The following is a 20,531-nucleotide window of genomic DNA, read 5'->3' on the forward strand; positions in this document are numbered from 1 at the left end:
AGTCAATTGGGGTAACGGATACAGGGGTAACGGACACGGTGTTCGAGTTCCGGTTCGAGAGTGGTTCGGGTGTGCCGCCGTACCTGCAGCTGGTGCGGCAGGTCGAGCACGCCGTGCGGCTCGGTGAGCTCAAGCGGGGCGACCGGCTGCCGACGGTCAAGGAGGTCGCGCGCCGGCTCGTGATCAACCCGAACACCGTGCAGAAGGCGTATCGCGAACTGGACCACCGCGGCATCGTGCGCGGCCGGCCCGGGATGGGCACGTTCGTCGCGCGCGACGACCAGGCGGGCGTGTCGCCCGAACGGCAGGCACAGCTGCGCGCCGCATTGGAGCGGTGGATCAACGAGGCCCGCGGGTCGGGCCTGACCGTCGCCGACGTCGAGGCCCTCGTTTCGTCCGTGCTCCTGCGCATCGGAAAACATTCCGGGAAGGAGAACGAGTGAGCACAGCGGCGATCGCGACCCATGCCCTGGGCCGGCGCTACGGTCGCGCCTGGGGGCTTCGGGATTGCACACTCGAAATCGGCGAGGGTCGCGTGGTCGGCCTCGTCGGACCCAATGGTGCGGGGAAGTCGACCCTGCTGAACCTCCTGGCCGGGCTCCTGCGGCCCTCGGCCGGGGATCTGGAGCTGTTCGGCCGCCTGGTGAAGCCGGGACAGCCGACCGACGGCGTCGCGTACCTCGACCAGCGGCATTCGCTCTATGAGTCGTTCCGAGTGCGCGAGATGCTCGAAGCCGCGCGCCGGCTCAACCGGCGCTGGGACCACCGCGTGGCGCTCGACCGCGTGCGTGAGCTGGGCATTCCGCTGCAACGCCGCGTCGGCGAGCTCTCCGGGGGCCAGCGGGCACAGGTGGCGCTGAGCGTCGCCCTCGCGCGGCGACCGGAGCTGTTGGTGCTCGACGAGCCCGTCGCGAGTCTCGACCCGCTCGCCCGCCGCGACCTCATGGGCAGCCTGATGGCGGCGAAGGCCGACCACGACTGCACGGTGGTGCTGTCCTCGCACGTCGTGTCCGAGCTGGAGCGGCTGTGCGACCACCTCGTGGTGCTCGACCACGGCCGGGTGGTGCTGTCCGGCGACGTCGACGACCTCATGGCGGAGCACGTGCGGCTCACCGGGCCGGCGTCCACTGTGGACGAGGTCCGAAGCCTCCCGCTGTCGTGCGAACGCCGGGGCGACGCGGCCACGATGCTCCTGCGCGGTCCACGGCCGGAGCTTCCGCCGGGCTGGCACGCCGAGCCGGTTTCACTGGAAGATCTCGTGCTGCACCACCTCGCAGCCGGGCGGCCGAAGGAGGTCGCAGCGTGATCTGGGTTTCCTGGCGGCAGGACCGGGCGCGGCTGCTGGGCCTCGCCGCCCTGTTCGTCGTACTGGCCGCGGGCTACGTGGCCATGGGTGCCGACATGCGAGGCTCGCTGTCCACAGTGGGCCTGCCCGACTGCTTCGCCGGCGCACCGGACCCGCGGTGCGGTGACTGGCCGGCGCTGATCGCCTTCGTGCACAACTACGCGCAGCTGCTGCTGACGCTCCTGCCCGCCGCGCTCGGCATGTTCCTCGGCGCGCCCGTCGTGGCGGCGGAGTTGGAACACCACACGTTCCGGTTCACCTGGACGCAGTCGGTGAACCGCGGCCGGTGGCTGGGCTCGAAGGTGCTGCTCGGCGGCGCGTTCTCCGTGGCGTACGGGCTGGTGTTCGCCGCCGCGTACGCGTGGTGGTTCGCCCCCTCCATCCAGCGCGAAGGCCGGTTCCCGACCTTCGACTTCGGGCTCGTCTCGTTCCCCGCGACCTGCCTGTTCGGGTTCGCGCTCGGACTCGCTGGCGGCGCGGTACTCCGGCAGACGCTCGCCGGCGCGGCTGTGGCGCTCGTGGGCTTCCTGCCGGTGATCGTGGTCGTGAAGAACCTCGTGCGCCCGCGGTTGTTCTCCCCCGTGCTCACAGAACAGACCCACGTCGGTGACCTCACGGTCGGCACGCAGGTGTTCCGCGACGGCGCCGGCGTGATCCACGGCTACGACGAAACCCTGGCCCTGGCCGGGATCCCGCGGCCCCCGATCCCGGGGATGGAGCCGGTCGACCGGCTGGCCTCGGCCGGGTTCACCCGGCTGTACCCCGTGCAGCCGGCCGGGCGGTTCTGGACGTTGCAGTTGTGCGAGGCGGGTCTGTTCGTGCTGCCGGCCGCGCTGTGCGTGGCAGGGGCGTTCTGGTGGGTCCGCCGGCGCTTGGCCTGAGCACCACGTGCGGCGCGGCGGAGCGGGTCAGCACCTGGGCGTCGGCGAAGCCCGGGGGCACCCGCCCCGCGCGCAGTTCCTCCCGCACGACGCGGGCCCTGGCGACGTGGCGCGCGAACGAGCGGCTCCGCACGATCCGGGCCCGGCGCCGCTGGCCGGCCAGTGCCTCCTCGGCAGTCGCGTCCAGCCACAGCAACCGCGCCGGACGCCTGGTGCTCCGGGCCACCAGGCCGAGCCACCGCCGGGTCGAGGCGCGGGTCGCGGGCTCGTGCACGACCAGCGGCCCGCGACGCAGCGCCGCGAACAGCACGATCCGCGCGCGGTGGCACACGTGCACCACCGGCCGGTAGAGCCGGTACGGCACAGCGGTGGGCAACACGGCTCCGAGGCGGCCGCGGACCTGGTCCGAATCGAGCACGCGCAAGGAGCCGGCGGCTTGGCGCAGCAGGGTCGTCTTTCCCGCTCCGGGCAGTCCCGCCACCACGAGCAGGTCGCTGCTCCCGAGCTCGATCACCGTGCGCTCCATGCCCTGACAACGGGCGACAAAAGGTAATGGTTCCTTTACCTTTCCTCAGGTGCGAGTGACCCGGTGCGCGCCGCTCCCCTTCAGCCACCGCGCCACGGCCTTGCCGGCTTCCCAGAGGATCAACAGCGCAACCGCCGGCACCAGCGCCCAGAAGAACTGCGTCAGCGTGAGGTCCGTGGTGCCCAGCAGCTTGTGGAAGGCGTCCATCTTGATGACCAGCACCGCGAGCACGAACTCGCCCAGCATCGCCCAGTTCATCTGCTTGCTGTCGAACGTGGCGATCGTGAGTGCGGTCCCCGTCTCGCTGCGGCATTCGACCGCCGCCACGATCAGGCAGAGGGCGAAGGCCGTGAACGCGATCGTGGTGGCGACCTCGGCGCTGCCGTAGTACGCCTGGCCCAGCGAAAGCAGCAGGAGCAGTCCGACGGTCACGGCCAGCCCGGAGAGCCCGACGGTGATGAACACCGGGCGGGTGAGCACGGACTCGCCGCGCGGCCGCGGCTTCAGCCCCATGAGCCCCGGTGTTTCGCGGTCGAAGCCGAGGGCGAACCCGAAGGGCGCGTTAACCACGAAGTGGATCCACAGGACCTGCGCCGGCGTGAACGGCTCCCCGGCGGCGATGTTGAACAGACTGGCGCCCAGGAACGTCAGCACGAACACGACCAGCAGCACCAGGACGAAGCGGATGTACTTCGTGAGGTTGTCGTAGATCTTGCGGCCCTGCTCGACGGCGAACACGATCGTCGCGAAGTTGTCGTCCGACAGGATCATCCGGCTGGCGTTCTTCGCGACGTCGGTGCCGCTGCCCATCGCGATCCCGAGGTCCGCCGCCTTGATGGCCGGCGCGTCGTTCACACCGTCGCCGGTCATGGCGACGACGTCGCCCTTCTTCTTGAGCGTGTCGGCCAGGATCACCTTGTGCTCCGGGGAAACGCGCCCCACGATGCCGATGTCGTCGATGTGGGAAAGCCGTTCGGCCTCGGTCAGGCCCGCGAACTCCGAGCCCAGCACGGCGTCACCCGGGATGCCGAGCTGCTTCGCGATCGCCGCGCCCGTGGTGACGTCGTCGCCGGTCACCATGCGCACCCGGATGTGGGCCGCCTGTGCACTGGCCACCGCGGCTTTGGACTGCTCACGCGGCGGGTCGACCATCGCGACCAGGCTCATCACCTGCAGGCAGGTCACGTAGGACAGCAAGTCGCCTTCGGCGTCGAACGCCGCCGGGTCGAGGTCGCACTGGGCGGCGGCCATCACGCGTCGGCCCTGCGCTTCCATGCTCTTCATGCGGTCGCGAGCCCGCCGGTTCACTCCGTCGTCCCAGGGCACGGACTCGCCGCCCGACAAGGCGGTCGCGGCGCGGTCCAGCACCGCGGGCGCGGCGCCTTTCACGAAGCAGCGCACCACCTCCCGGCCCGATTCGTCGGTCGTCGGGTGGAAGGTGGCCATCAGCTTGTACGACGGGTCGAAGGGCAAGGTCGCCGTGCGCGGCAGCTTCTCCCGCGTCGCGTCGACGTCAAGGCCGGCCTTGGCGCCGAGCACGAGCAGGGCACCCTCCGTGGGATCGCCGACGACCTTGCCGTCGACGATCTTCGCGTCGCTGGCGACCAGGTAGGGCAGGATCGCGCTCTCGATACCGCCGCCGAACCGGCGGCGTGGTGCACCTTGCCCTCGAGGCTGTACCCGATGCCGCTCACGGTGTAGCGGTCGGTGTGGTTCACCACCTCGACGGCGGTCATCTGGTTCATCGTCAGCGTGCCGGTCTTGTCCGAGTTGATCGCGGAGGTGAACCCGAGGGTCTCGACCGAAGGGAGGTCCTTGACGATCGCGTTGCGCTTGGCCAGGTCCACGCTGCCGAGCGAGAGGATCACCTGGCTCACCGTGGGCAGCGCCTCGGGGATGGCCGCGATCGCCAGCGAGATCGCGCTCACGAACAGGACGTCCCACGACAGATCACGGGCGCGGCCCAGCACGAACATCACGACCATGGTGATCTCGGCCGCCGCGGCGATCCACAGCGTGAGCGTGTTGAGCTGCTTCGTCAGCGGTGACTCTCGCGCGTCGTGGCCGACAGCATCCCGGAGATCTTGCCCAGCTCCGTGTCCTGGCCGGTGCCGGTCACGATGACGGTCGCGCTGCCGTGCGTGACCGGGCAGTTCATGAACGCCATGTTCGACTGGTCGCCGGGGCCGAGCTTGCCGGCGGGCAACGCGGCCGCGTCCTTCACCGCCGGTGTGCTTTCCCCCGTCAGCGACGACTCATCGATCTGCAACGCGTTGGCCACGACGATGCGGCAGTCGGCGGGGACCTGGTCACCCGCCGTGATCAGCACGACGTCGCCGACCACGATCTCTTCGGCCGGCACCGCTTCTTCGACCCCGTCGCGACGCACCCGCGCGGTCGCCTTCATCATCGACTTCAGCGCGTTCATCGCGCTCTCGGCCTTGCCCTCCTGGCGCAGGCCCGCGACCGCATTGCCCACCGTGAGCACCAGCAGCAGCGTGGCCGTGCCCCACTGCTTGATCACCAGCGACACCACGGCGGCCGCGACCAGGATGAGCTGCATGTAGCTGCGGTACTGGTCGAGGAACCGCAGCCAGGACGCTTTCGGCTTCTCCTCGGGCAGCGCGTTCGGACCGTTCACGCTGAGCCGCTCCGCCGCCGTCGCCGAGGAGAGCCCGAACTCCAGGTCGACGCCGAACGCCGAGGCCACGTCGCCGGGGGTGCGTGAGTACCAGTTGTGCTCTTTCGCCGGCGCGTGCTCCTGTGCGACCATCTCCGCCCTCCGATCGCCGTGAGCCGAAACCGCGGCCGTCAGTGCTTCTTTTTCTTCTTCTTGTCCCGTTTCTTCTCGGCGGCCGCCGCGTACGGGTCGGCCGGCGCGCCGGCGGGTGCTTCGCTTTCCAGCTCCGCCCGCGCGACGAGGAGATCGTCGCGCCGCTCGTCGCTCACCGTGGGGTATTGGGGATCGATGTCGATCAGGGTGTGCGCCAGCACGGCGGCCGCGCACGTGCGGGCGAACCACTTGCGGTCGGCCGGGATCACGTACCACGGGGCCCATGCCGTGCTGGTCGCCGAGAGCACCTTGGAGAACGCGCGCTGGTAGTCGTCCCAGAACCGGCGTTCGCGAGCGTCGGCCGCGGAGAACTTCCAGTTGCGGTCGGGCCGGTCGATCCGCCTGAGGAACCGCGCGCGCTGCTCTTCCTTCGACAGGTTGAGGAACATCTTCACGATTTTGAACCCGTTGTCGGTCAGGTAGCGTTCCCAGTCGTTGATCTCCCGGAACCGGCGCGCCCACACGTGCCCGCGTCGCGCCGACGCGGGCAGCTGCTGGTGGTCCAGGTGCTCCGGGTGCACCCGCACCACGAGCACCTCCTCGTAGTGCGACCGGTTGAAGATCCCGATGTCCCCGCGCGCGGGAAGCCGGCGCGCGTAGCGCCACAGGTAGTCGTGGTCCAGCTCTTCGGACGAGGGCACCTTGAACCCGCTCACCCGCACGCCCTGCGGATTCACGCCGCTCATCACGTGCCGGATCGTGCCGTCCTTGCCCCCGGCGTCCAGTGCCTGCAGGCACACCAGCACGCCGTAGGTGTTCTGGGCGGCCAGGCGCCGCTGGTAGTCCGCCAGCAGGGCGACTCCCGCCGCGAGCAGCTCGCGGCCGTCCTTCTTGCGCAGCACGTCGCCTCGGTAGGCCGGGTCGAAGTCCCGGGAGAGGCGGACCTTCGACCCCGGCTCGACGCGCAGCGGCCTGATGAACTCCGCGATCCGCTCGGCCCGCTTATCGCCCGCCATGGTTCAGTCCTCTTCGCACCGACCAGGGTCCCTTCCCCCGGCGACGCCTGAACCTTTCAACGACCGCGGGTTTCCCCATCACCTGCTGAGGGCGAGATATCCCGCCGGCCCGCACACCGCCCACCTCAGCAGCCGTGCGGGCGCGGGCGCCGGCGGATCCGTGCGGTCGGCGGTCCCGCGGTGGAGCCCTTCGACGCGCGCGGCCTCACCCGTTTCGGGTGAGGCGTGTGGCGTGAACCCGGTTTCACGGCACGGTTCCGGTCGGAAGTCCACAGTGGAACGCCGGATGCGGTCAGTCCCCACTCCGAGGTCGCGCAGGATCTGGCCGGCCACGTGGTCCGTGCGGACGCCCGGCACCGGGTACTCCGCGAGCGTGGCCCACAGCGAGCGGCGGCCGCGGACGTAGACCAGCCCACCCGACCCGGCGCGGGTGATCTCCGTGAGCGAATCGCGCACGGCCTGCGCGCACCCGCAGTGCCGGGTGCCGAAGGCGTCGCCGGCCGGGCACTCCACGTGGACGCGCACCACCGAGCCGCGCTCCGGTTCGCCGTGCACGAGGGCGACGTGCTCGCCACCGTCGATCAGGTCGCGGTACCCGAGCGCCCGGAAACCGCCGTGCGCCAAGGGAAGCCGGGCGTCCGCGGCACGTTCGACGAGGCGCTCGCGCGCCTGCCGGTACGCCGCCCCCTCGGTGACCGTCACCCACGGCAGCCCGTCGGCCGCGGCGTCGAGCTCCACGAACGCCGCGGCGGGTTCGCAGCCCGCGATCCGGGCCAGGTCCACGGCTGCCTCGGCCAAGCCGGGGCGTTCGAGCACGCCGAGCTCACGCGTGCGGGTGGGGAACACGGGTCCGGGCACGCGGAAGTCCTCTCGCCGCGTCGCGGGATCGGCCAGCGCGCCCAGAGTGCGCGCCGGTGACCCGTGCCCCACCCCGACGTGGACGTCGGAGCCCGGCACCATCGCCGGGATCCGCAACCGGTCGAGCCGCGCGCCGGGCAGCGCGCAGCCGACCGGCCCGCCGTGGGCGGCCAGGAACCGCGCCGTCTCGCCGGTCACGAGCTCGGCGGCGGCGACCAGCGCCGCCCCCGCCTCGCCCGCGACCAGCACGACCTCACCCCGGGCCAGCGCCGTGGCGGCGTTCGTGACACCGCCGGCCGCGACCACCTCCCGGGCCGGTGACAGCGTCACGCGGCACTCCACAACCGCGCGAACCCGCACACCTGCCGGCCCACCGTGGCCAGCTGGTCGTCGGCGAGTTCCTGCAGGTGGTCGAGCGCGTTCTTCAGCAGCCCGGAGATCCCGCCGTGGTAGCCGGGCACGGACAGCACAAGGGCGTCGGCCCGCCGGACGGCTTCGAGCAGCCGCACGGCCTCGTCGGTCAGCGGCGCCACGCCCGGGTCGTACATCGGCAGGGTCAGCTCCGTGGCCGTGATCAGCTCGGTCTCGGCTCCCTCGGCCGCGGCCGCCGCGAGCGCGTGCCGCAGCGCACGCTCCGACGTCGAACCCGGCCGCAGCGTGCCGCCGATCCCCAGCACGCGCACAGGGTCTCCCCCGATACTCGGCAATGCGGTCATGATCGGCTCCTTCAGCCGGCCGGGACGAGCGACGGGGCGGGCCGGCCCAGGCTCTCGCGCAGGGTGTCGTGCTCGTAGTCGGTGTGGAACAGGCCGCGCCGCTGCAGCTGCGGCACCAGCATCTCGACGGCGTCGTGCACACCCGAGGGCAGCATGTCGACCATGAGCGTGAAGCCGTCGGCCGCGCCGGCGAGCAGGCGTTCCTGCATCCGGTCGGCGACCTGCTCCGCGGTGCCGACGACCTGGTGGTGGCCGCCGCCGTAGCTGCCGATGAGCTCGCGGACGGTCAGTTCCTCCTTCACCGCGAGGCTCACGATGCTGCGGCGGAACCCGATCGAGCCGGTGAACTCCTCGTCGGGGCCGAGCAGGTGGGCCGGGAACTTCTCGTCGAGCTTGAGCACCTCGACCGGCAGGCCGACGCGCTTGGAGAGCTTCTTGATGTTCGCGGTGACGCCGAAGACCGCGTCCATCAGCTGCTTGCGCTCCTGCGCGTCCTGCTCCGTTGCGCCGAGGACCACGGACATGCCGGGCAGGATCTTGATGCTGTCGGGGTGACGGCCGTACCCGGCGGCGCGGCGGCGCATGTCGTCGCGGAAGGCGACGGCGTCTTCGAGCACGTGCTGGGCGGTGAACACCACGTCGGCGTACTTGGCGGCTTGGTCGCGATCTTGTCGGTGGTCCCGGCCATCAGCGAAAGCACGGTGACGGTATCGAGCGCACCGCACGGGCGCTCGGTGCCGACCTCCTGGTTGGTCATCTGCGCGGCGAGGAAGATCGCGTGCAGCTTGCCGGCCTCGGCGGTGCGGGCGATGTCCTTGTACAGCGCGGGGGTCAGGTGGTCACCGGCGTCGCCTTCGCGCGCCACCCACGCGCCGGTGTGCATGCCGAGGCCGTGCATCAGCGCGGCCGTCAGGATCATGGAGGGGGTGCACTGGGGGTCTCCTTGGCGTCGTCGGGGATCAGGGCCACGATCGACGCTAGGTTCGCGCCGCGGCCACGACCAGCGGCGTTCTGTGACTCGATCCCTTAGCGCGGCTAACACCTCCCCGTCTCCCCGGGCGGCGCGAGGTCCTCCCGGGTGGTGCCTTCGGCCACCGTGACGTCGTCGAACCAGCCGCTGCCGGGCTCGCCGGGCGGGCGGTCGAAGGCGGTGACGTAAGGCTTGAGGTCGAGGATCGGCGTGCCGTCGAGCAGGTCGACGCCCGCGAAACGCACCGTGTGCCCGGAGACCTCGACGAGCCGCACGAGGCTCAGCCCGATCGGGTTCGGCCGCCGTGGCCCGCGCATCGCGAAGATGCCCATGCGCCGTTGCTCGCGACGCAGCAGGTACGGCACCTGGGTGAGGCTGGTCAGGGGCCGGTCCGGGCGGTCGAGCCAGCTCAGCAGCCAGGCGTAATCGAAGCCGGCCAGCCCGTCGAGGCCTTCGACGTACTCCTCGGCGAGCCCGAGCACGCCTTCCTCACCGCGGTTGGCGCCGACCTGCACCGGGGTGCGTTCGAGTTCCGTGTGGGCGGTGCGGACGTACCGATGACGGGCAGGGGACACTCCATTCAGGACCGATCCACTGTGGACAGTTTGGCGAGGGTGTCGACCAGCGCGGGCCACGCCGGGCCGTCCGCCACGATCACATCCAGGTGGTCGGCGCCGGGCACCAGCACCAGTTCCGCGCCGATCGCGGCGGCGTAGTCGCTCGAAAGCTTTGTGGGCAAGGCGGAGTCGAGCTCGCCATGGAAGAGGACGACGGGCCCGGGCGGCGCGCCCAGCGCGGCGGGATCGACCTCGGCGTAGCGCTCCGGCACGTCGTCCGGGCCACCGCCCAGCAGGGTGCCGACCGGACCTTCGGGGTCGCGGCGGTGGGCGTCGGCGAGCGCGGCCACCGGAGCGAGCGCGACGACCGCGGGCGCGCCGGGCCGGTGCGCGGCCCACAGCGCTAGCGTGCCGCCGGCCGAGTGGCCCAGCACCACCACCCGCGCCGGGTCGACGCGGCCCGGCACCGCGGCCTCGATCAGGCCCGGGAGCGTGTCCACGGCGAGGCCCGTGTCGGTGAAGGTCTCGGGCCAACCGCCACCGCCACCGGGGCGCCGGTACTCCACGTTGGCCACCGCGAACCCGTAGTGCGGCAACGCCCGGGCCAGCGGTTCGACGTATCCGCGGTCGACGTCGAGGCGCCAGGAACCGCCGTGCAGCACGAGAACGAGAGGAGCGGGGGCGGTCGTGGCGGGGAGAAACACGTCGGCGAGCTGGTCGGGCTCGGGCCCGTACCGCACGGAAAGATCCATACCGGCCAGCCTAGCGAGATTCCGGCTCCAGCTTCGCCAGTTTCGGAATCAGCACGAGCGAAGCGAGCACCAGGCAGCCACCCACCAGGATCGGCGTGCGGACCCCCGCCGCGGTGCCGAGGACGCCGCCCAGGGCCGCACCGAGCGGGATGCCACCCCAGCCGATCAGGCGGTAGGCGCTGCTCACTCGGCCGCGCAGCTCGCGCGGGACCAGGCGCTGGCGCACCGACACGGCCTGCACGTTCCAGAGGATCATGCCGAAACTGCCCAGCGCGTACATTCCGGCCACAAGCACCACGGACGTCGCGAACGATGCCGCCACGAGCGCGGCGCCGATGGCCGTGATGGCGAGACCGATGCGCGCACCGAGCGGCAACCGGCGCTTCAGGGGCCCCGCGACGAACGACCCCAATACGCCACCGGCGGCGCCCGACGCGAGAACCAGGCCGTAGGCGAACTCCGGCGCGTGCAACGTCTGCACGACGAGCAGCACCAGCACCGACGTCGCCAGCTGTACCGCCAATGCGGCCAGCCCGAGCTCGATCGCGAGCAGCCGCAGCCCGTGGTGACCCCAGAGCCAGCGCACGCCTTCGGCGATGTCCGCGCGCATCGAACGGCCGGATTTGGCCGGCACAGCGGGCCGCGCCCGGACGAACCACATCAGCAGAGCCGCCAGCGCGAACGACGCCGCGTCCACCACCAGCGGCGGCCCGACGAACTGCAACCCGACCGCGTGACTGCCCTGCAGACGGCCGTTCGCCGCATCCAGCCGCGCCGGCGCCACGATGTCGGGCAGCATCGCCGTGGACGCGTTGTCGAAAACCGTCTCGGCACACCCCAGCGCGAACGCCAGCGCCACCAGCAGCGCGAGCGGCGGCGGCGGCGCGACGAACACCCACGCGGCGGCACCCGCGACCACCACGGCGCGCGCCGCGTCCGTGCGCCACATCAACGTGCGGCGGTCGTAGCGGTCGGCCAGAGCACCGCCGAACAGCGAGAACACCAGCCACGGCCCCGCACCGGCCACCGCGACGGCGGTGACGGCGCTCGGTGTCGGCGACACCGCGACCGCCAGCAGCGGCAGCACGGCCACCCGCACACCGTCGCCGACCACCGAGACCGACGCGGCCGCCCAGACCCGCGCGAAGTCCCGCCCCAGCCGCTCCCCCCGCACCACCACCCGGCCATCCTGCCAGGGCGACGAAAACGCGGGAGCGCTCCGGGGCCGGCCGACTTACTTCACAACCGTCCTACTTCATAACCTGGACCACGTCACCCGGGTGGAGTGCGTTGTAGAACGCCACCGCGTCGGCGTGGGAGAGGTGGACGCAGCCGTGCGACTGCACCTTCAGGCTGCCCTGGTGGAACGCCACGCCGGTGGTCGTGAAGAAGACCGAGTACGGCATGGGCCCGTTGAACTGCTTGCTGTAGTGGTCGATGTCCTTGTACTGCACGTGGAACGTGCCGGCCGGTGTCGGGTACGCGGGTTTGCCCACCGTGATGGGCACGCCGCCGCGGACGACGTTTCCGTTGTCCGTCAGCCAGGCCGTGCCGGTGTGCAGCTGCACGCAGGCTTTCGCCTGGGTGCTGCACGGCGCGGTGGCCGCGTTCGCGCTGTCGGCGAAGCCGATCGTGGCCGCGACCGCCGCCGCGCCCGCCAAGGCTGCCGTGATCCTCCACTTCATCGTTCTGCCTCCCGTCGGTCACTGGAAGAATTCCCCGGCCGGCGAGTTTCCAACCAAAAGGATCACAGCGTGCGCCACGACAACGGCGGCAACGTCAACGCGGCCGTGGCGAGACGGCGGGCGGTCGAGGTGAACAACCCGGCACACGCGGAGTCGACCCACTCATCCACTGTGGACACACCCGATGAGCGGTACTCCAGCGCCTGCAGGAGCATTTCCAGCTTGTCGGCGTCCTTGGCGCAACGCGCCTCAGCGGACTCCCGCGTCTCGTACTCGTCGACGGCCTCGCGTACCACCGCACGCGCACGCGACGGCAACGCCGCTGTCTGGTCCGCCGTGATCGCCCGCGGGTCCGGCTTCACCAGGTAGGGTCCGGCCGAATGCGGCAGATCACCCGTACGGGTCTCCTGCGTGTCGTGCCACAGCGCCAGAAACGCCGCGCGCTCCGGTGACGCGCCTTCCTCGGCGGCCAACAACGCCGCGAGCTGAGCCGCCCGCAAGCTGTGCTCGGCCACGGACTCGGGATCACGCACGCCGGCCTGCCACCAGCCCGTCCGGCGGACGCGCTTGAGCACCCCGAGTTCGTAACCGAAGGCGGCCAGCGCGGTCGGCTCGTCAGCCATGTCTGCGTACTCCCCGGGTCGGCGATCTCCTGCGCTCAGCCTAGGCGGCCTCGGCCTCGAAGCATCGACGCCGTCAGGTTCCCGAAGGGTTGCGCGGCCCCCGAGGTCGATCCGATGGCCTGTACTCGGTCAGGAAGCCGCTGCGCTGCTCATTCCTTGACCGCGCCCATCGTGAAACCGGCGACGAACCGGTCCAGGAACCAGGTGAACACCAGCGCGATCGGCACGGCCACCAGCACGGTGGCGCCCTGCAACGACTGCCAGAAGAACACGTCACCGCGCACCAGCTGCGTCGGCACCCCGATGCTCACCGACATCTGGTCCGTCGGGGCGACGAAGGCGAGCGCGTAGATGAACTCGCTCGCGGTCAGGGTGAAGGCGAACACGACCACCGCGATGATGCCGGGGTACGCCAGCGGCAGGACGGCCCGCACGAACGCACCCACCCGGCTGTAGCCGTCGACCATGGCCTGTTCCTCGATGTCCTTCGGGATGTTCTTCAGGAATCCCATCAGCAGCCAGACCGAGACCGGGATGGTGATGGTCGGGTAGATCAGGACCAGCGACCACGTCGAGTCCTGGAGCCCGACGGCCACCACGAGCCGCGACAGCGCGAGAAACAGCAGGCTGGGCGGCACGAGGTAAACGAGGAAGATGCCGATCGCCATGGGCCCGGACCACGGTCGGTCCAGCCGCGCCAGCGCGTAGGCGGCGGGCAGGCCGAGCGCGAGCGTGATCAGCACGACCAGGATCCCGACGAGCAGGGTGTTGGCCACGAAGGTCAGGAACTCGGTGTCGGTGAACAGGTAGCCGACGTGGTCCGCGGTGGGCGGCCGGTTGAACACGAACGGGTTGTTCTGCGGGTTGTACAAATCGCGATTCTGCTTGAACGCCGTGATCAGGCTCCACAGGAAGGGCGCCGCGCAGATCAGCGCCGCCACGATCGCTGTCAGGTACAGGCCCACCCGGGCGAGCACGTGGCGCCTGGCGTATCGCTGCCGCAGCCGGCCGGCTTCCTCGGCGGTGGTCATCGCACCTCGATCCGGCGCACCGCGCGCAGGATGAGCACCGCCGCGGCGAGCAACAGCGGGAACAGGAACAGCGCGATGACGGCGCCCTGAGCGACGTCGCCGCCGTCGATGCCGCGGTAGAAAGCCCAGCTGGCGAGCACCTGCGTGGCGTCGTTCGGGCCGCCGCGGGTGAGCACCCGCACCACGGCCATGTCGGTGAACGTGAAGATCGCGCCGAACAGCGCGGCGACCGCCGCCACCGGGAGGACCAGCGGGATGGTGATCTCGAACATCCGGCGCCAGTACCCGGCTCCGTCGACCCGCGCAGCCTCGTCGATGTCCTTGGGAATGGCCATCAGCCCGGCCATCATGATCACCGCGGCGAGCGGGGTCAGCCGCCAGACGTGGACCGCGATCACCGAGGCCATCGACAGGCCAGGCTGGCCGAGCCAGTACATGTTCTCGACCGGACCGAGCGCGCCGAACTGCCGCAGCATCCAGTCGATCGGCGAGTAGATGGAATCCAGCAGCCAGAGCCACGAGATCGAAGACAGGGCCACGGGCGTCGTCCACGCCAGCAGGACCAGGAAGCGGACCAGCCACTTGCCGCGGAAGTCCGCGATGAGGATGTTGGCGAGCACCTTGCCCAGCACCACGATCAGGACCATCGAGATGAGGGTGAACACAAATGTGTTGCCCAAGGCCCGCCAGAACACGGGGTCTTGGAACACCCTCGTGAAGTTGCGGAAGCCGACGAAATCGTAGGACGGGTCCCCTGCCGTCACGTCCGAGAACGCGAACGCGATGGCGAGCACGAACGGAACGCCGACCAGCGCGACAATGTAGACGATGCTGGGCAGCAGGAAACCCCACGCCAGCAGGCTGTCGCGATCCGCCAGCCTGCGCCGCGCCGGCGCGGTCGCGGGAGTGGTGACCGTGTCGGTGGTGGTGGCCATCTCACCCACCGTCCAGGCGGACCGGCTCGGCGCGTTGTCCGCTGTCGGAGTCGAAGAACCGCAGGCGCGCACCGGGTACGGCGAACTCGTGTGTCTCGCCCGCCGCGATCGCGGTGTCCACTGTGGCCGGCAGCCGGGCGACCACCCTGGTGCGCTCGCCGATCCGCGACACCGTGCCGTACACGTGCCGGTCGCCGGAGAGGTATTCGAGCCGTTCCACGGCCAGCGGCATCGTGACACCCTCGCCGGCCGGGACGTTCTCGACCGGCAGCAGGTGCTCGGGGCGGAACCCGACCAGCAGCTCGGCGTGCGGGATCAGGTTCATCGGCGGGGACCCGATGAAGGTCGCCACGAACGTGTCGGCCGGGTCGTCGTAGACCTCCACCGGCGGCCCGGCCTGGTGGACCTGGCCCGCGTTGAGCACGGCGATCCGGTCGCCCAGCCCCATCGCCTCGGCCTGGTCGTGGGTCACGTAGATCGTCGTGGTTCCCACATCCTCCTGGAACCGCTTGAGCTCATCCCGTGCGCTGGCGCGCAGCTTCGCGTCCAAATTGGACAACGGCTCGTCGAGGAGGAACACCTGGGGGTCGCGCACCAGCGCCCGGGCGAGCGCCACCCGCTGCCGTTCGCCTCCCGAAAGCTGCCGAGGTTTGCGGTGCAGCAGTGGTTCGAGGCCCAGGAGCCCCGCCGCCCAGCGGGCCTTGCGCTCGCGTTCCTCCTTGGCCAAGCCCACAGCCCGGAGCGGGAACACGATGTTGGCCAGAACGCTCTTGTGCGGGTAGAGCGCATAACTCTGGAACACCATGGCGATCTGGCGCGCCCGGGGCGGCAGCCCGGTCACCACGTGCCCGCCGATCAGCACGTCGCCGCTGGTCGGCTGTTCCAGCCCGGCGATGGTGCGCAGCAGGGTCGTCTTGCCGCAGCCCGACGGGCCCAGCAGCACCAGGTACTCCCCTTCCGCGGCGGCCAGGCTGACCCGGTCGATGGCGGGCACCCGCCCGCCATCGAACCGCTTGACCAGGTCGCGAACCTCGACGACCGCCATCGCACTCAGCCGCCGACGAGCCCGGCAGCACGCCACTTGGTGAAGACGGCGTTGATCTGTCCCTCGGCCTCGGCGACTGATTGCTGCGGGGTGGCTTCGCCGCGTACCGCCCTGGCGAACATGTTGGGGATGACGAAGGTGCTGAACACCTCTCCGATGGCCGTGCTGGCCGGCCCCGGATGACCGATGTTGGCGCTCCACGGGACGGCGTCGGCCAGGAGCTTCAGCTTGTCCGGCGGCCGGGAGCCGAACGGGTCGTTCGCGAGCCAGTTCGGCAGCTCGGGGGTCAGCTTGGACCACGCCGAGAAGTCGTACAGCTTCGACTGGTAGGTCGCCGAGGCGAAATTGGCGGTGTAATGGAGGAGGAACTCCTTCGCCGCCGGCACCCCGGTGGCGTGCTGCGGGATGATCCAGTTGTACAGAACGTGCTGCGCGGCCAGCGCGGTCTCCGGTCCGCGCAGCGCCGGTACGAAGAACGTGTCGTCGGCGACGCTCGGGTTCGACCCGGCGGCGGTCCGCCAGGCGGAGATCGAGTTGACGATGTAGGACATCTTGCCGGCGACGAGGCCCTGGTTGTTGCTCGCGGCGTTCCAGGAGAAGACCTCGGGCGTCATCGCCTGCTGATAGAGCTTCGTCATGTACTCCACGGCAGCGATCGTTTCCGGCGAGTTGATCGTGACGCGCTCGTTCGCATCCTGCTCGGACGCGCCGAAGGACCACATCAGGGCCCGCAGCACCATGTTGGAGTCGATCTCCTGGGACATGCCGAGGCCGAGCGGGACGCCCTTGCTGTTCTTGATCTGCGCCGCGCCCGTGAGCAGCTCGTCCCACGTGGCGGGGCCGTTCGGCATGCCGACGGCCTCCCACAGTGACCTGCGGTAGTTGCCCGGGTCGGGAACCCAGCCCGGCGAGTACGCGTAGAACTTGCCCGTTGCGGGGTTGAGGCTGGACTTCTCGCACAGCGGGAGTTGCTGGCCCCAGCGCCCGGTCGCTTCGCTGACCAGGTCCCGCTGGTCGAGCACGCTGGGCTCGAACTGCGACAGGGTCGCGATGTACTGGATGAGGTCGTGGCCCTGTCCAGCCTGGATCTCGGCCGCGATCCGGGTGGGGATCTGCGCCTGGTCGATGTGGTCGACGGTCACGTTGACGCCGACCCGGGAACCCCAGTCCCGCGCGAACCGATCGAACCACACGTCATGGTTTGGCACGAAGTGGCTCCAGAGAAGGATTTTCAGGTCACCGGACAGCTTTGTGGACGGTTCGCTGAAGGTCTCCTGCGGGGCTTGACCGCCGGTGGTTCCCCCGGTGTCCTCCTCGGAGGCACAGGCGCCCAGTGCGACCGAGCCCAACGTGATGGCGGCCGCCGCACGCAGAATGTCCCGCCTGCTGTGTTGCGAAGTGGGGAAGTCGCTCATCGCCGACTCCTCCCCATGTCGGGAAAGTGTGGCAAATGAGTTTAGTCCATGTCGGGCCGAGCGGCAGCTTGAGCACAGTGGCAGGGTGAATCGCCATGCGCCAAACGCGCTGCCGACTACCGGGCCGAACCCACCATCGCCGTGGCGGCGCAGCGTCAGGGGTTGAGCACGCGATCGGTGTAGAAGCGCGTGATGTGGTCGGCGACGAGCTCGGCCGCGCGATCCCCGTCGCCCGCCTCGATGGCGCGCAGGATCTCCTCGTGCTCGGTCACCAGGTCGGCCGCGACGGCTCGCCAGTCCGGCAGGCGCGCGAACGCCGCCGCCATCTCCGACTCGACGGCGCCCCGCAGGGCCTGCATGAGGTCGGTGGCCAGCGCGTTGCCCGAGATCCGGGCGATGGTCACGTGGAACTCGGTGTCCAGCGCGTTGAACTGCTGGTACTCCTGATCCGCCGCGCGCATGCCCTCGACCAGCTCCGCGAGCCGGGCCACGTCCTCGGGTGTGCGGGTCGAGGCCGCGCCACGGGCGGCGTTGCGTTCCAGCTGCACGCGCGTCTCGACCAGATCGGCCAGGCTGATCCGCGCGAGCGCGAGGTGCAGCCGCAGCAGGTTCGTCAACGCCGGGGTCGACCGCGCGGTGACGACCGAACCCGCGTCGGCGCCCGAACCCGTGCGGGCCTCGATGATCCCCATGGCTTCGAGCGCGCGCAGGGCCTCGCGGACGCTGGTCCGGCTCACCCCCAGCGCGCTGACGAGCTCGCGTTCACTGGGGAGCTTCTCGCCCGCACGTAGGCTGCCGTCGAGGATCTTCTCTTCGATCTGCGCCAGCACCTGTTCGTGCATCCGCACACGGCGCACCGGCTCCCAGGCCGCCTCGGTCGTCATGACCGGTTCCTCGGCGTCTTTTCCGCCATCTTTTCGGGTATCACGGTGGTCACGCTCCTCCTCGGGTTCGTGCGACCCGCTCAAGGATGGACGCGGCGAGAGGGTCTGCCTGCGAACCCCGCCGGGCGGGGTCCGATCACAGTGGCGCGACCGGCCCGGAATCTCACCGGAGTTCCTCTGCACCGCGTAGTGCTCACTCAAGGTAATCGGAGTTCGCAGCCAGTGTCAATATGACCTCTTTGTTGGTATGACCACACTTACTAATCCGACCAAAAGTAGGCCGACCCCCGGCCATCACGTAACCGTTGCTGCGAAGCTATTCGGCCGTGACTGTGGTCGGATCAGTAACCATCGGCACAGTCGGCACACGATCCGGCGTACCCGACTGAACGTTCGCGCTCCTCCGCGCGGAACGCGATCGCCAGGAGGACCTCCCCCAAACGGTCGAGCACCACCAGAGCGTCGGCCGGGGCTTCCCGCGCCGCCCGCCGCGACACCGCTCGCGCGAGCTTCAGCAGCCCGGCGGCCGCGCTCAGGCCGCCGAGCACCTCGAACCCGCGCGGCACCACCACGGGTCCGAGGTCCCGAGCCGCCCGCCACAGCCGGGGCAGCTCGGGGGCCGGTACGCCGGCGGCGAGCGCGTCGGCCAGTTCGAGCAGTTCGTACTGGACGTCGAGCAGCACCGCCTCGTCGTCGGCCGGCAACGTGCACGTGGACACCGCCGCGCCGATCGCCGCGTTGGCCTCTTCGACGGCGTCGCGCGCGCTCACGGCACCATCCACGACAGCACCGGCGTGGACTGCAGGTACACCAGCACGCACATCAGCGGCACGAACACCGCCGACGCAGCGAGCACCCGCCGGAACAGCAGGCCCTCCTTGCCCGCCAGTCCCACGGCGCTGGCGCCGATCGCCAGGTTCTGCGGACTGATCATCTTTCCGAGCACTCCGCCGCTGCTGTTCGCCGCCGCCATCAGCGTCGGTTGCAGCTGCGCGCCGTGCGCGGCCGCCACCTGCAGCGCCCCGAACAGCGAGTTCGACGACGTGTCCGAACCCGTCACCGCCGTGCCGAACCAGCCCAGCAGCGGCGAGAGCAGCGCGAACAGCCCGCCGGCGCCGGCGAGGAACAGCCCGAGCGTGGCGGTCTGGCCGGACATGTTCATCACGTACGCCAGCGCCAGCACCGCCATCACCGTGAGCCCGGCGGTGCGCAGCTGCACGATCGTCTGCCCATAGGCGCGGACCGCCTGCCGCAGCGGCACTTTCAGCAGGAACGCGGACACGACACCGGCGATGAACAGCACCGTGCCGCTGTCGGCGAGCCAGTCGAACTTGAACGACACCAGGCTCAGCGGCTTGCCCTCCGAGGTCGCGATGTGCAGGCCGGGCCAGCCGAACGTCTTGGTCGTCGTCGTCAGCGCCGCCGCGACCGCCGGGATCGCGGCGATGGAGAACAACACGATGATCGTCGCGTACGGCGCGAACGACCGCAGTTGCTCGATTCGCGAGTCGACCACCGTCCGCTCCCGCACGGCCGTCGCCGCGGCCACCCCGCTGCCACCGGAAACCGGCGTGGGCCGCGCACCACCGTCATTCGGCGCGCGGTCCGGCGCGTCGGCCGGCTTGGGCCGCCAGAACCGCAGCAGCACCAGCACGGCCGCGGCGGACACGAGCGAAGCCGCGATGTCCGTGAGCTGCACCGGGCCGAAGTTCGCCATCAGGTACTGGACCACGGCGAAGCTCACCCCGCACACGAGCGCGGCCGGCCACGCCTGCCGCAGCCCGCGCCGCCCGTCGAGCACGATCACGAGCACCAGCGGCACGATCAGCGCCAGGATCGGCACCTGCCGCCCGGTCATGGCGGCGAGGTCGTCGAGCGGCAGCCCGGTCACCTTCGCGAGTGTGATCACGGGCAGCGCCACGGCGCCGTACGCGACCGGCGCGGTGTTGGCGATCAGCGCGACCGTCGCCGCCTTCAGCGGTTTCAGCCCCACGGCCACCAGCATCACCGAGCATATCGCCACCGGTGCGCCGAAGCCGGCGAGCGCCTCCAGCAGAGCACCGAACGAGAACGCGATGATCACGCCCTGCACCCGCTGGTCGTCGCTGATCTTCGCGAAGGTGCGCCGCAGCACGTCGAAGTGCCCGGACACCTTCGTCATCTGGTAGATCCACAAGGAGTTCAGCACGATCCACAGCGCGGGGAACAGGCCGAAGGCCCCGCCTTCGAGCGCGGAATCGAGGGCGGGGCCGGCAGGCATGCCGTAGACCGCGATGGCGACCACGATCGACAGCACGAGTGCGATCACCGAGGCCAGCCAGGCGCGGACGCGGAACACGCCCAGCAGCACGAACAACACCAGCAGGGGCAGGGCGGACACAAGGGCGGACCAGCCGAGGCTGCCGCCCAGTGGTGCGGGAACCTGTGTGTACACAGGTCACCTCCGGGACTCTCGTCGTTGAGAGGGGGTGAGGGGGGTGAGAGGGGGTGAGGGGGGTGAGAGGGGATGGGGACTGGAG

At 70.5% G+C, this 20,531-nt stretch carries 20 protein-coding genes and 2 pseudogenes; 3 read left to right on the forward strand and 19 right to left on the reverse strand.

The window, feature by feature from the left end; translation table 11 throughout:
- Positions 1-38 precede the first annotated feature (38 nt).
- From AB0M56_RS19995 to AB0M56_RS20005, 3 genes are read left to right on the forward strand one after another with little or no spacing between them, the layout of a single operon-like run.
- Positions 39-443 (forward strand): GntR family transcriptional regulator, encoded by a 405-nt coding sequence (locus AB0M56_RS19995; RefSeq protein ID WP_364178085.1) that lies wholly within the window; start codon positions 39-41, stop codon positions 441-443.
- A complete protein-coding gene (locus AB0M56_RS20000) occupies positions 440-1,306 on the forward strand; it encodes an ABC transporter ATP-binding protein (RefSeq protein ID WP_364178088.1) in 867 nt (288 codons plus the stop codon). Before AB0M56_RS19995 ends, AB0M56_RS20000 begins: the two co-directional genes overlap by 4 nt.
- Positions 1,303-2,226, forward strand: coding sequence for a hypothetical protein (locus AB0M56_RS20005; RefSeq protein ID WP_364178091.1), 924 nt, complete (start codon positions 1,303-1,305; stop codon positions 2,224-2,226). The genes AB0M56_RS20000 and AB0M56_RS20005 overlap by 4 nt, the downstream gene beginning before the upstream one ends.
- A 103-nt stretch (positions 2,227-2,329) precedes the next feature.
- Here the strand turns inward: AB0M56_RS20005 and AB0M56_RS20010 are convergent.
- The 19 genes and pseudogenes from AB0M56_RS20010 to AB0M56_RS20100 all read right to left on the reverse strand — a co-directional run.
- Positions 2,330-2,752: pseudogene (locus AB0M56_RS20010) on the reverse strand (AAA family ATPase); the annotation flags it as partial.
- 45 nt (positions 2,753-2,797) lie between these two features.
- The gene (locus AB0M56_RS20015; protein ID WP_364178094.1) at positions 2,798-4,291 is read right to left on the reverse strand and encodes an HAD-IC family P-type ATPase; all 1,494 of its coding nucleotides are present in this window, start codon (positions 4,289-4,291) and stop codon (positions 2,798-2,800) included.
- Positions 4,198-5,426: pseudogene (locus AB0M56_RS20020) on the reverse strand (HAD-IC family P-type ATPase); the annotation flags it as partial. The gene AB0M56_RS20015 and the pseudogene AB0M56_RS20020, both read right to left, overlap by 94 nt.
- Positions 5,427-5,563: 137 nt before the next feature.
- Positions 5,564-6,541, reverse strand: a complete 978-nt coding sequence (locus tag AB0M56_RS20025; protein WP_364178097.1) for a polyphosphate kinase 2 family protein — start codon at positions 6,539-6,541, stop codon at positions 5,564-5,566.
- Between the two features lie 78 nt (positions 6,542-6,619).
- Positions 6,620-7,729 carry a 3,4-dihydroxy-2-butanone-4-phosphate synthase gene (locus AB0M56_RS20030; protein ID WP_364178099.1) on the reverse strand — a complete coding sequence of 370 codons (1,110 nt, stop codon included), beginning with the start codon at positions 7,727-7,729 and terminating at the stop codon, positions 6,620-6,622.
- Positions 7,726-8,115 carry an NAD(P)H-dependent oxidoreductase gene (locus AB0M56_RS20035; protein WP_364178102.1) on the reverse strand — a complete coding sequence of 130 codons (390 nt, stop codon included), beginning with the start codon at positions 8,113-8,115 and terminating at the stop codon, positions 7,726-7,728. Before AB0M56_RS20035 ends, AB0M56_RS20030 begins: the two co-directional genes overlap by 4 nt.
- Positions 8,116-8,126: 11 nt before the next feature.
- Positions 8,127-8,750, reverse strand: coding sequence for an LLM class flavin-dependent oxidoreductase (locus AB0M56_RS20040; RefSeq protein WP_364178105.1), 624 nt, complete (start codon positions 8,748-8,750; stop codon positions 8,127-8,129).
- A 400-nt stretch (positions 8,751-9,150) separates the two neighbouring features.
- Positions 9,151-9,660: a tRNA (N6-threonylcarbamoyladenosine(37)-N6)-methyltransferase TrmO gene (gene tsaA / locus AB0M56_RS20045; protein ID WP_364178108.1), complete on the reverse strand. Its 510-nt coding sequence runs from the start codon at positions 9,658-9,660 to the stop codon at positions 9,151-9,153.
- 5 nt (positions 9,661-9,665) lie between these two features.
- Complete coding sequence (locus AB0M56_RS20050) at positions 9,666-10,394, reverse strand: alpha/beta hydrolase (protein WP_364178111.1); 729 nt, start codon at positions 10,392-10,394, stop codon at positions 9,666-9,668.
- Positions 10,395-10,404: 10 nt separating this feature from the next.
- Complete coding sequence (locus AB0M56_RS20055) at positions 10,405-11,574, reverse strand: MFS transporter (protein ID WP_364178114.1); 1,170 nt, start codon at positions 11,572-11,574, stop codon at positions 10,405-10,407.
- 70 nt (positions 11,575-11,644) lie between these two features.
- A complete protein-coding gene (locus tag AB0M56_RS20060) occupies positions 11,645-12,079 on the reverse strand; it encodes a L,D-transpeptidase (protein ID WP_364178117.1) in 435 nt (144 codons plus the stop codon).
- A gap of 62 nt (positions 12,080-12,141) precedes the next feature.
- The gene (locus AB0M56_RS20065) at positions 12,142-12,702 is read right to left on the reverse strand and encodes an HD domain-containing protein (protein WP_364178120.1); all 561 of its coding nucleotides are present in this window, start codon (positions 12,700-12,702) and stop codon (positions 12,142-12,144) included.
- A 149-nt stretch (positions 12,703-12,851) separates the two neighbouring features.
- Positions 12,852-13,733, reverse strand: coding sequence for a carbohydrate ABC transporter permease (locus tag AB0M56_RS20070; RefSeq protein WP_364178123.1), 882 nt, complete (start codon positions 13,731-13,733; stop codon positions 12,852-12,854).
- On the reverse strand, positions 13,730-14,668 hold the full coding sequence (locus tag AB0M56_RS20075; protein WP_364178126.1) for a sugar ABC transporter permease: 939 nt from the start codon (positions 14,666-14,668) through the stop codon (positions 13,730-13,732). The genes AB0M56_RS20070 and AB0M56_RS20075 overlap by 4 nt, the downstream gene beginning before the upstream one ends.
- A 1-nt stretch (position 14,669) precedes the next feature.
- Positions 14,670-15,713, reverse strand: coding sequence for an ABC transporter ATP-binding protein (locus AB0M56_RS20080; RefSeq protein ID WP_364178129.1), 1,044 nt, complete (start codon positions 15,711-15,713; stop codon positions 14,670-14,672).
- Between the two features lie 5 nt (positions 15,714-15,718).
- Entirely contained in the window at positions 15,719-17,128 is a 1,410-nt protein-coding gene (locus AB0M56_RS20085; RefSeq protein WP_364178132.1) for an extracellular solute-binding protein, read from the reverse strand.
- A gap of 155 nt (positions 17,129-17,283) precedes the next feature.
- Positions 17,284-18,012 carry a FadR/GntR family transcriptional regulator gene (locus tag AB0M56_RS20090; protein ID WP_364178135.1) on the reverse strand — a complete coding sequence of 243 codons (729 nt, stop codon included), beginning with the start codon at positions 18,010-18,012 and terminating at the stop codon, positions 17,284-17,286.
- A 341-nt stretch (positions 18,013-18,353) separates the two neighbouring features.
- Complete coding sequence (locus tag AB0M56_RS20095; RefSeq protein WP_364178138.1) at positions 18,354-18,782, reverse strand: hypothetical protein; 429 nt, start codon at positions 18,780-18,782, stop codon at positions 18,354-18,356.
- Positions 18,779-20,446, reverse strand: coding sequence for an L-lactate permease (locus AB0M56_RS20100; protein WP_364178141.1), 1,668 nt, complete (start codon positions 20,444-20,446; stop codon positions 18,779-18,781). Before AB0M56_RS20100 ends, AB0M56_RS20095 begins: the two co-directional genes overlap by 4 nt.
- Between the last annotated feature and the right edge of the window lie 85 nt (positions 20,447-20,531).

The sequence above is a fragment of the Amycolatopsis sp. NPDC051372 genome, from assembly GCF_040682095.1.
Taxonomy (GTDB): Bacteria; Actinomycetota; Actinomycetes; order Mycobacteriales; family Pseudonocardiaceae; genus Amycolatopsis.

Bases quoted from the DNA above. Each gene is read 5' to 3' on its own strand.
- AB0M56_RS20025 (WP_364178097.1), bottom strand. From the start codon at position 6,541: ATGGCGGGCGATAAGCGGGCCGAGCGGATCGCGGAGTTCATCAGGCCG.
- AB0M56_RS20035 (WP_364178102.1), bottom strand. From the start codon at position 8,115: ATGACCGCATTGCCGAGTATCGGGGGAGACCCTGTGCGCGTGCTGGGG.
- AB0M56_RS20050 (WP_364178111.1), bottom strand. From the start codon at position 10,394: ATGGATCTTTCCGTGCGGTACGGGCCCGAGCCCGACCAGCTCGCCGAC.
- AB0M56_RS20060 (WP_364178117.1), bottom strand. From the start codon at position 12,079: ATGAAGTGGAGGATCACGGCAGCCTTGGCGGGCGCGGCGGCGGTCGCG.
- AB0M56_RS20065 (WP_364178120.1), bottom strand. From the start codon at position 12,702: ATGGCTGACGAGCCGACCGCGCTGGCCGCCTTCGGTTACGAACTCGGG.
- AB0M56_RS20070 (WP_364178123.1), bottom strand. From the start codon at position 13,733: ATGACCACCGCCGAGGAAGCCGGCCGGCTGCGGCAGCGATACGCCAGG.
- AB0M56_RS20075 (WP_364178126.1), bottom strand. From the start codon at position 14,668: ATGGCCACCACCACCGACACGGTCACCACTCCCGCGACCGCGCCGGCG.
- AB0M56_RS20080 (WP_364178129.1), bottom strand. From the start codon at position 15,713: ATGGCGGTCGTCGAGGTTCGCGACCTGGTCAAGCGGTTCGATGGCGGG.
- AB0M56_RS20085 (WP_364178132.1), bottom strand. From the start codon at position 17,128: ATGAGCGACTTCCCCACTTCGCAACACAGCAGGCGGGACATTCTGCGT.
- AB0M56_RS20090 (WP_364178135.1), bottom strand. From the start codon at position 18,012: ATGACGACCGAGGCGGCCTGGGAGCCGGTGCGCCGTGTGCGGATGCAC.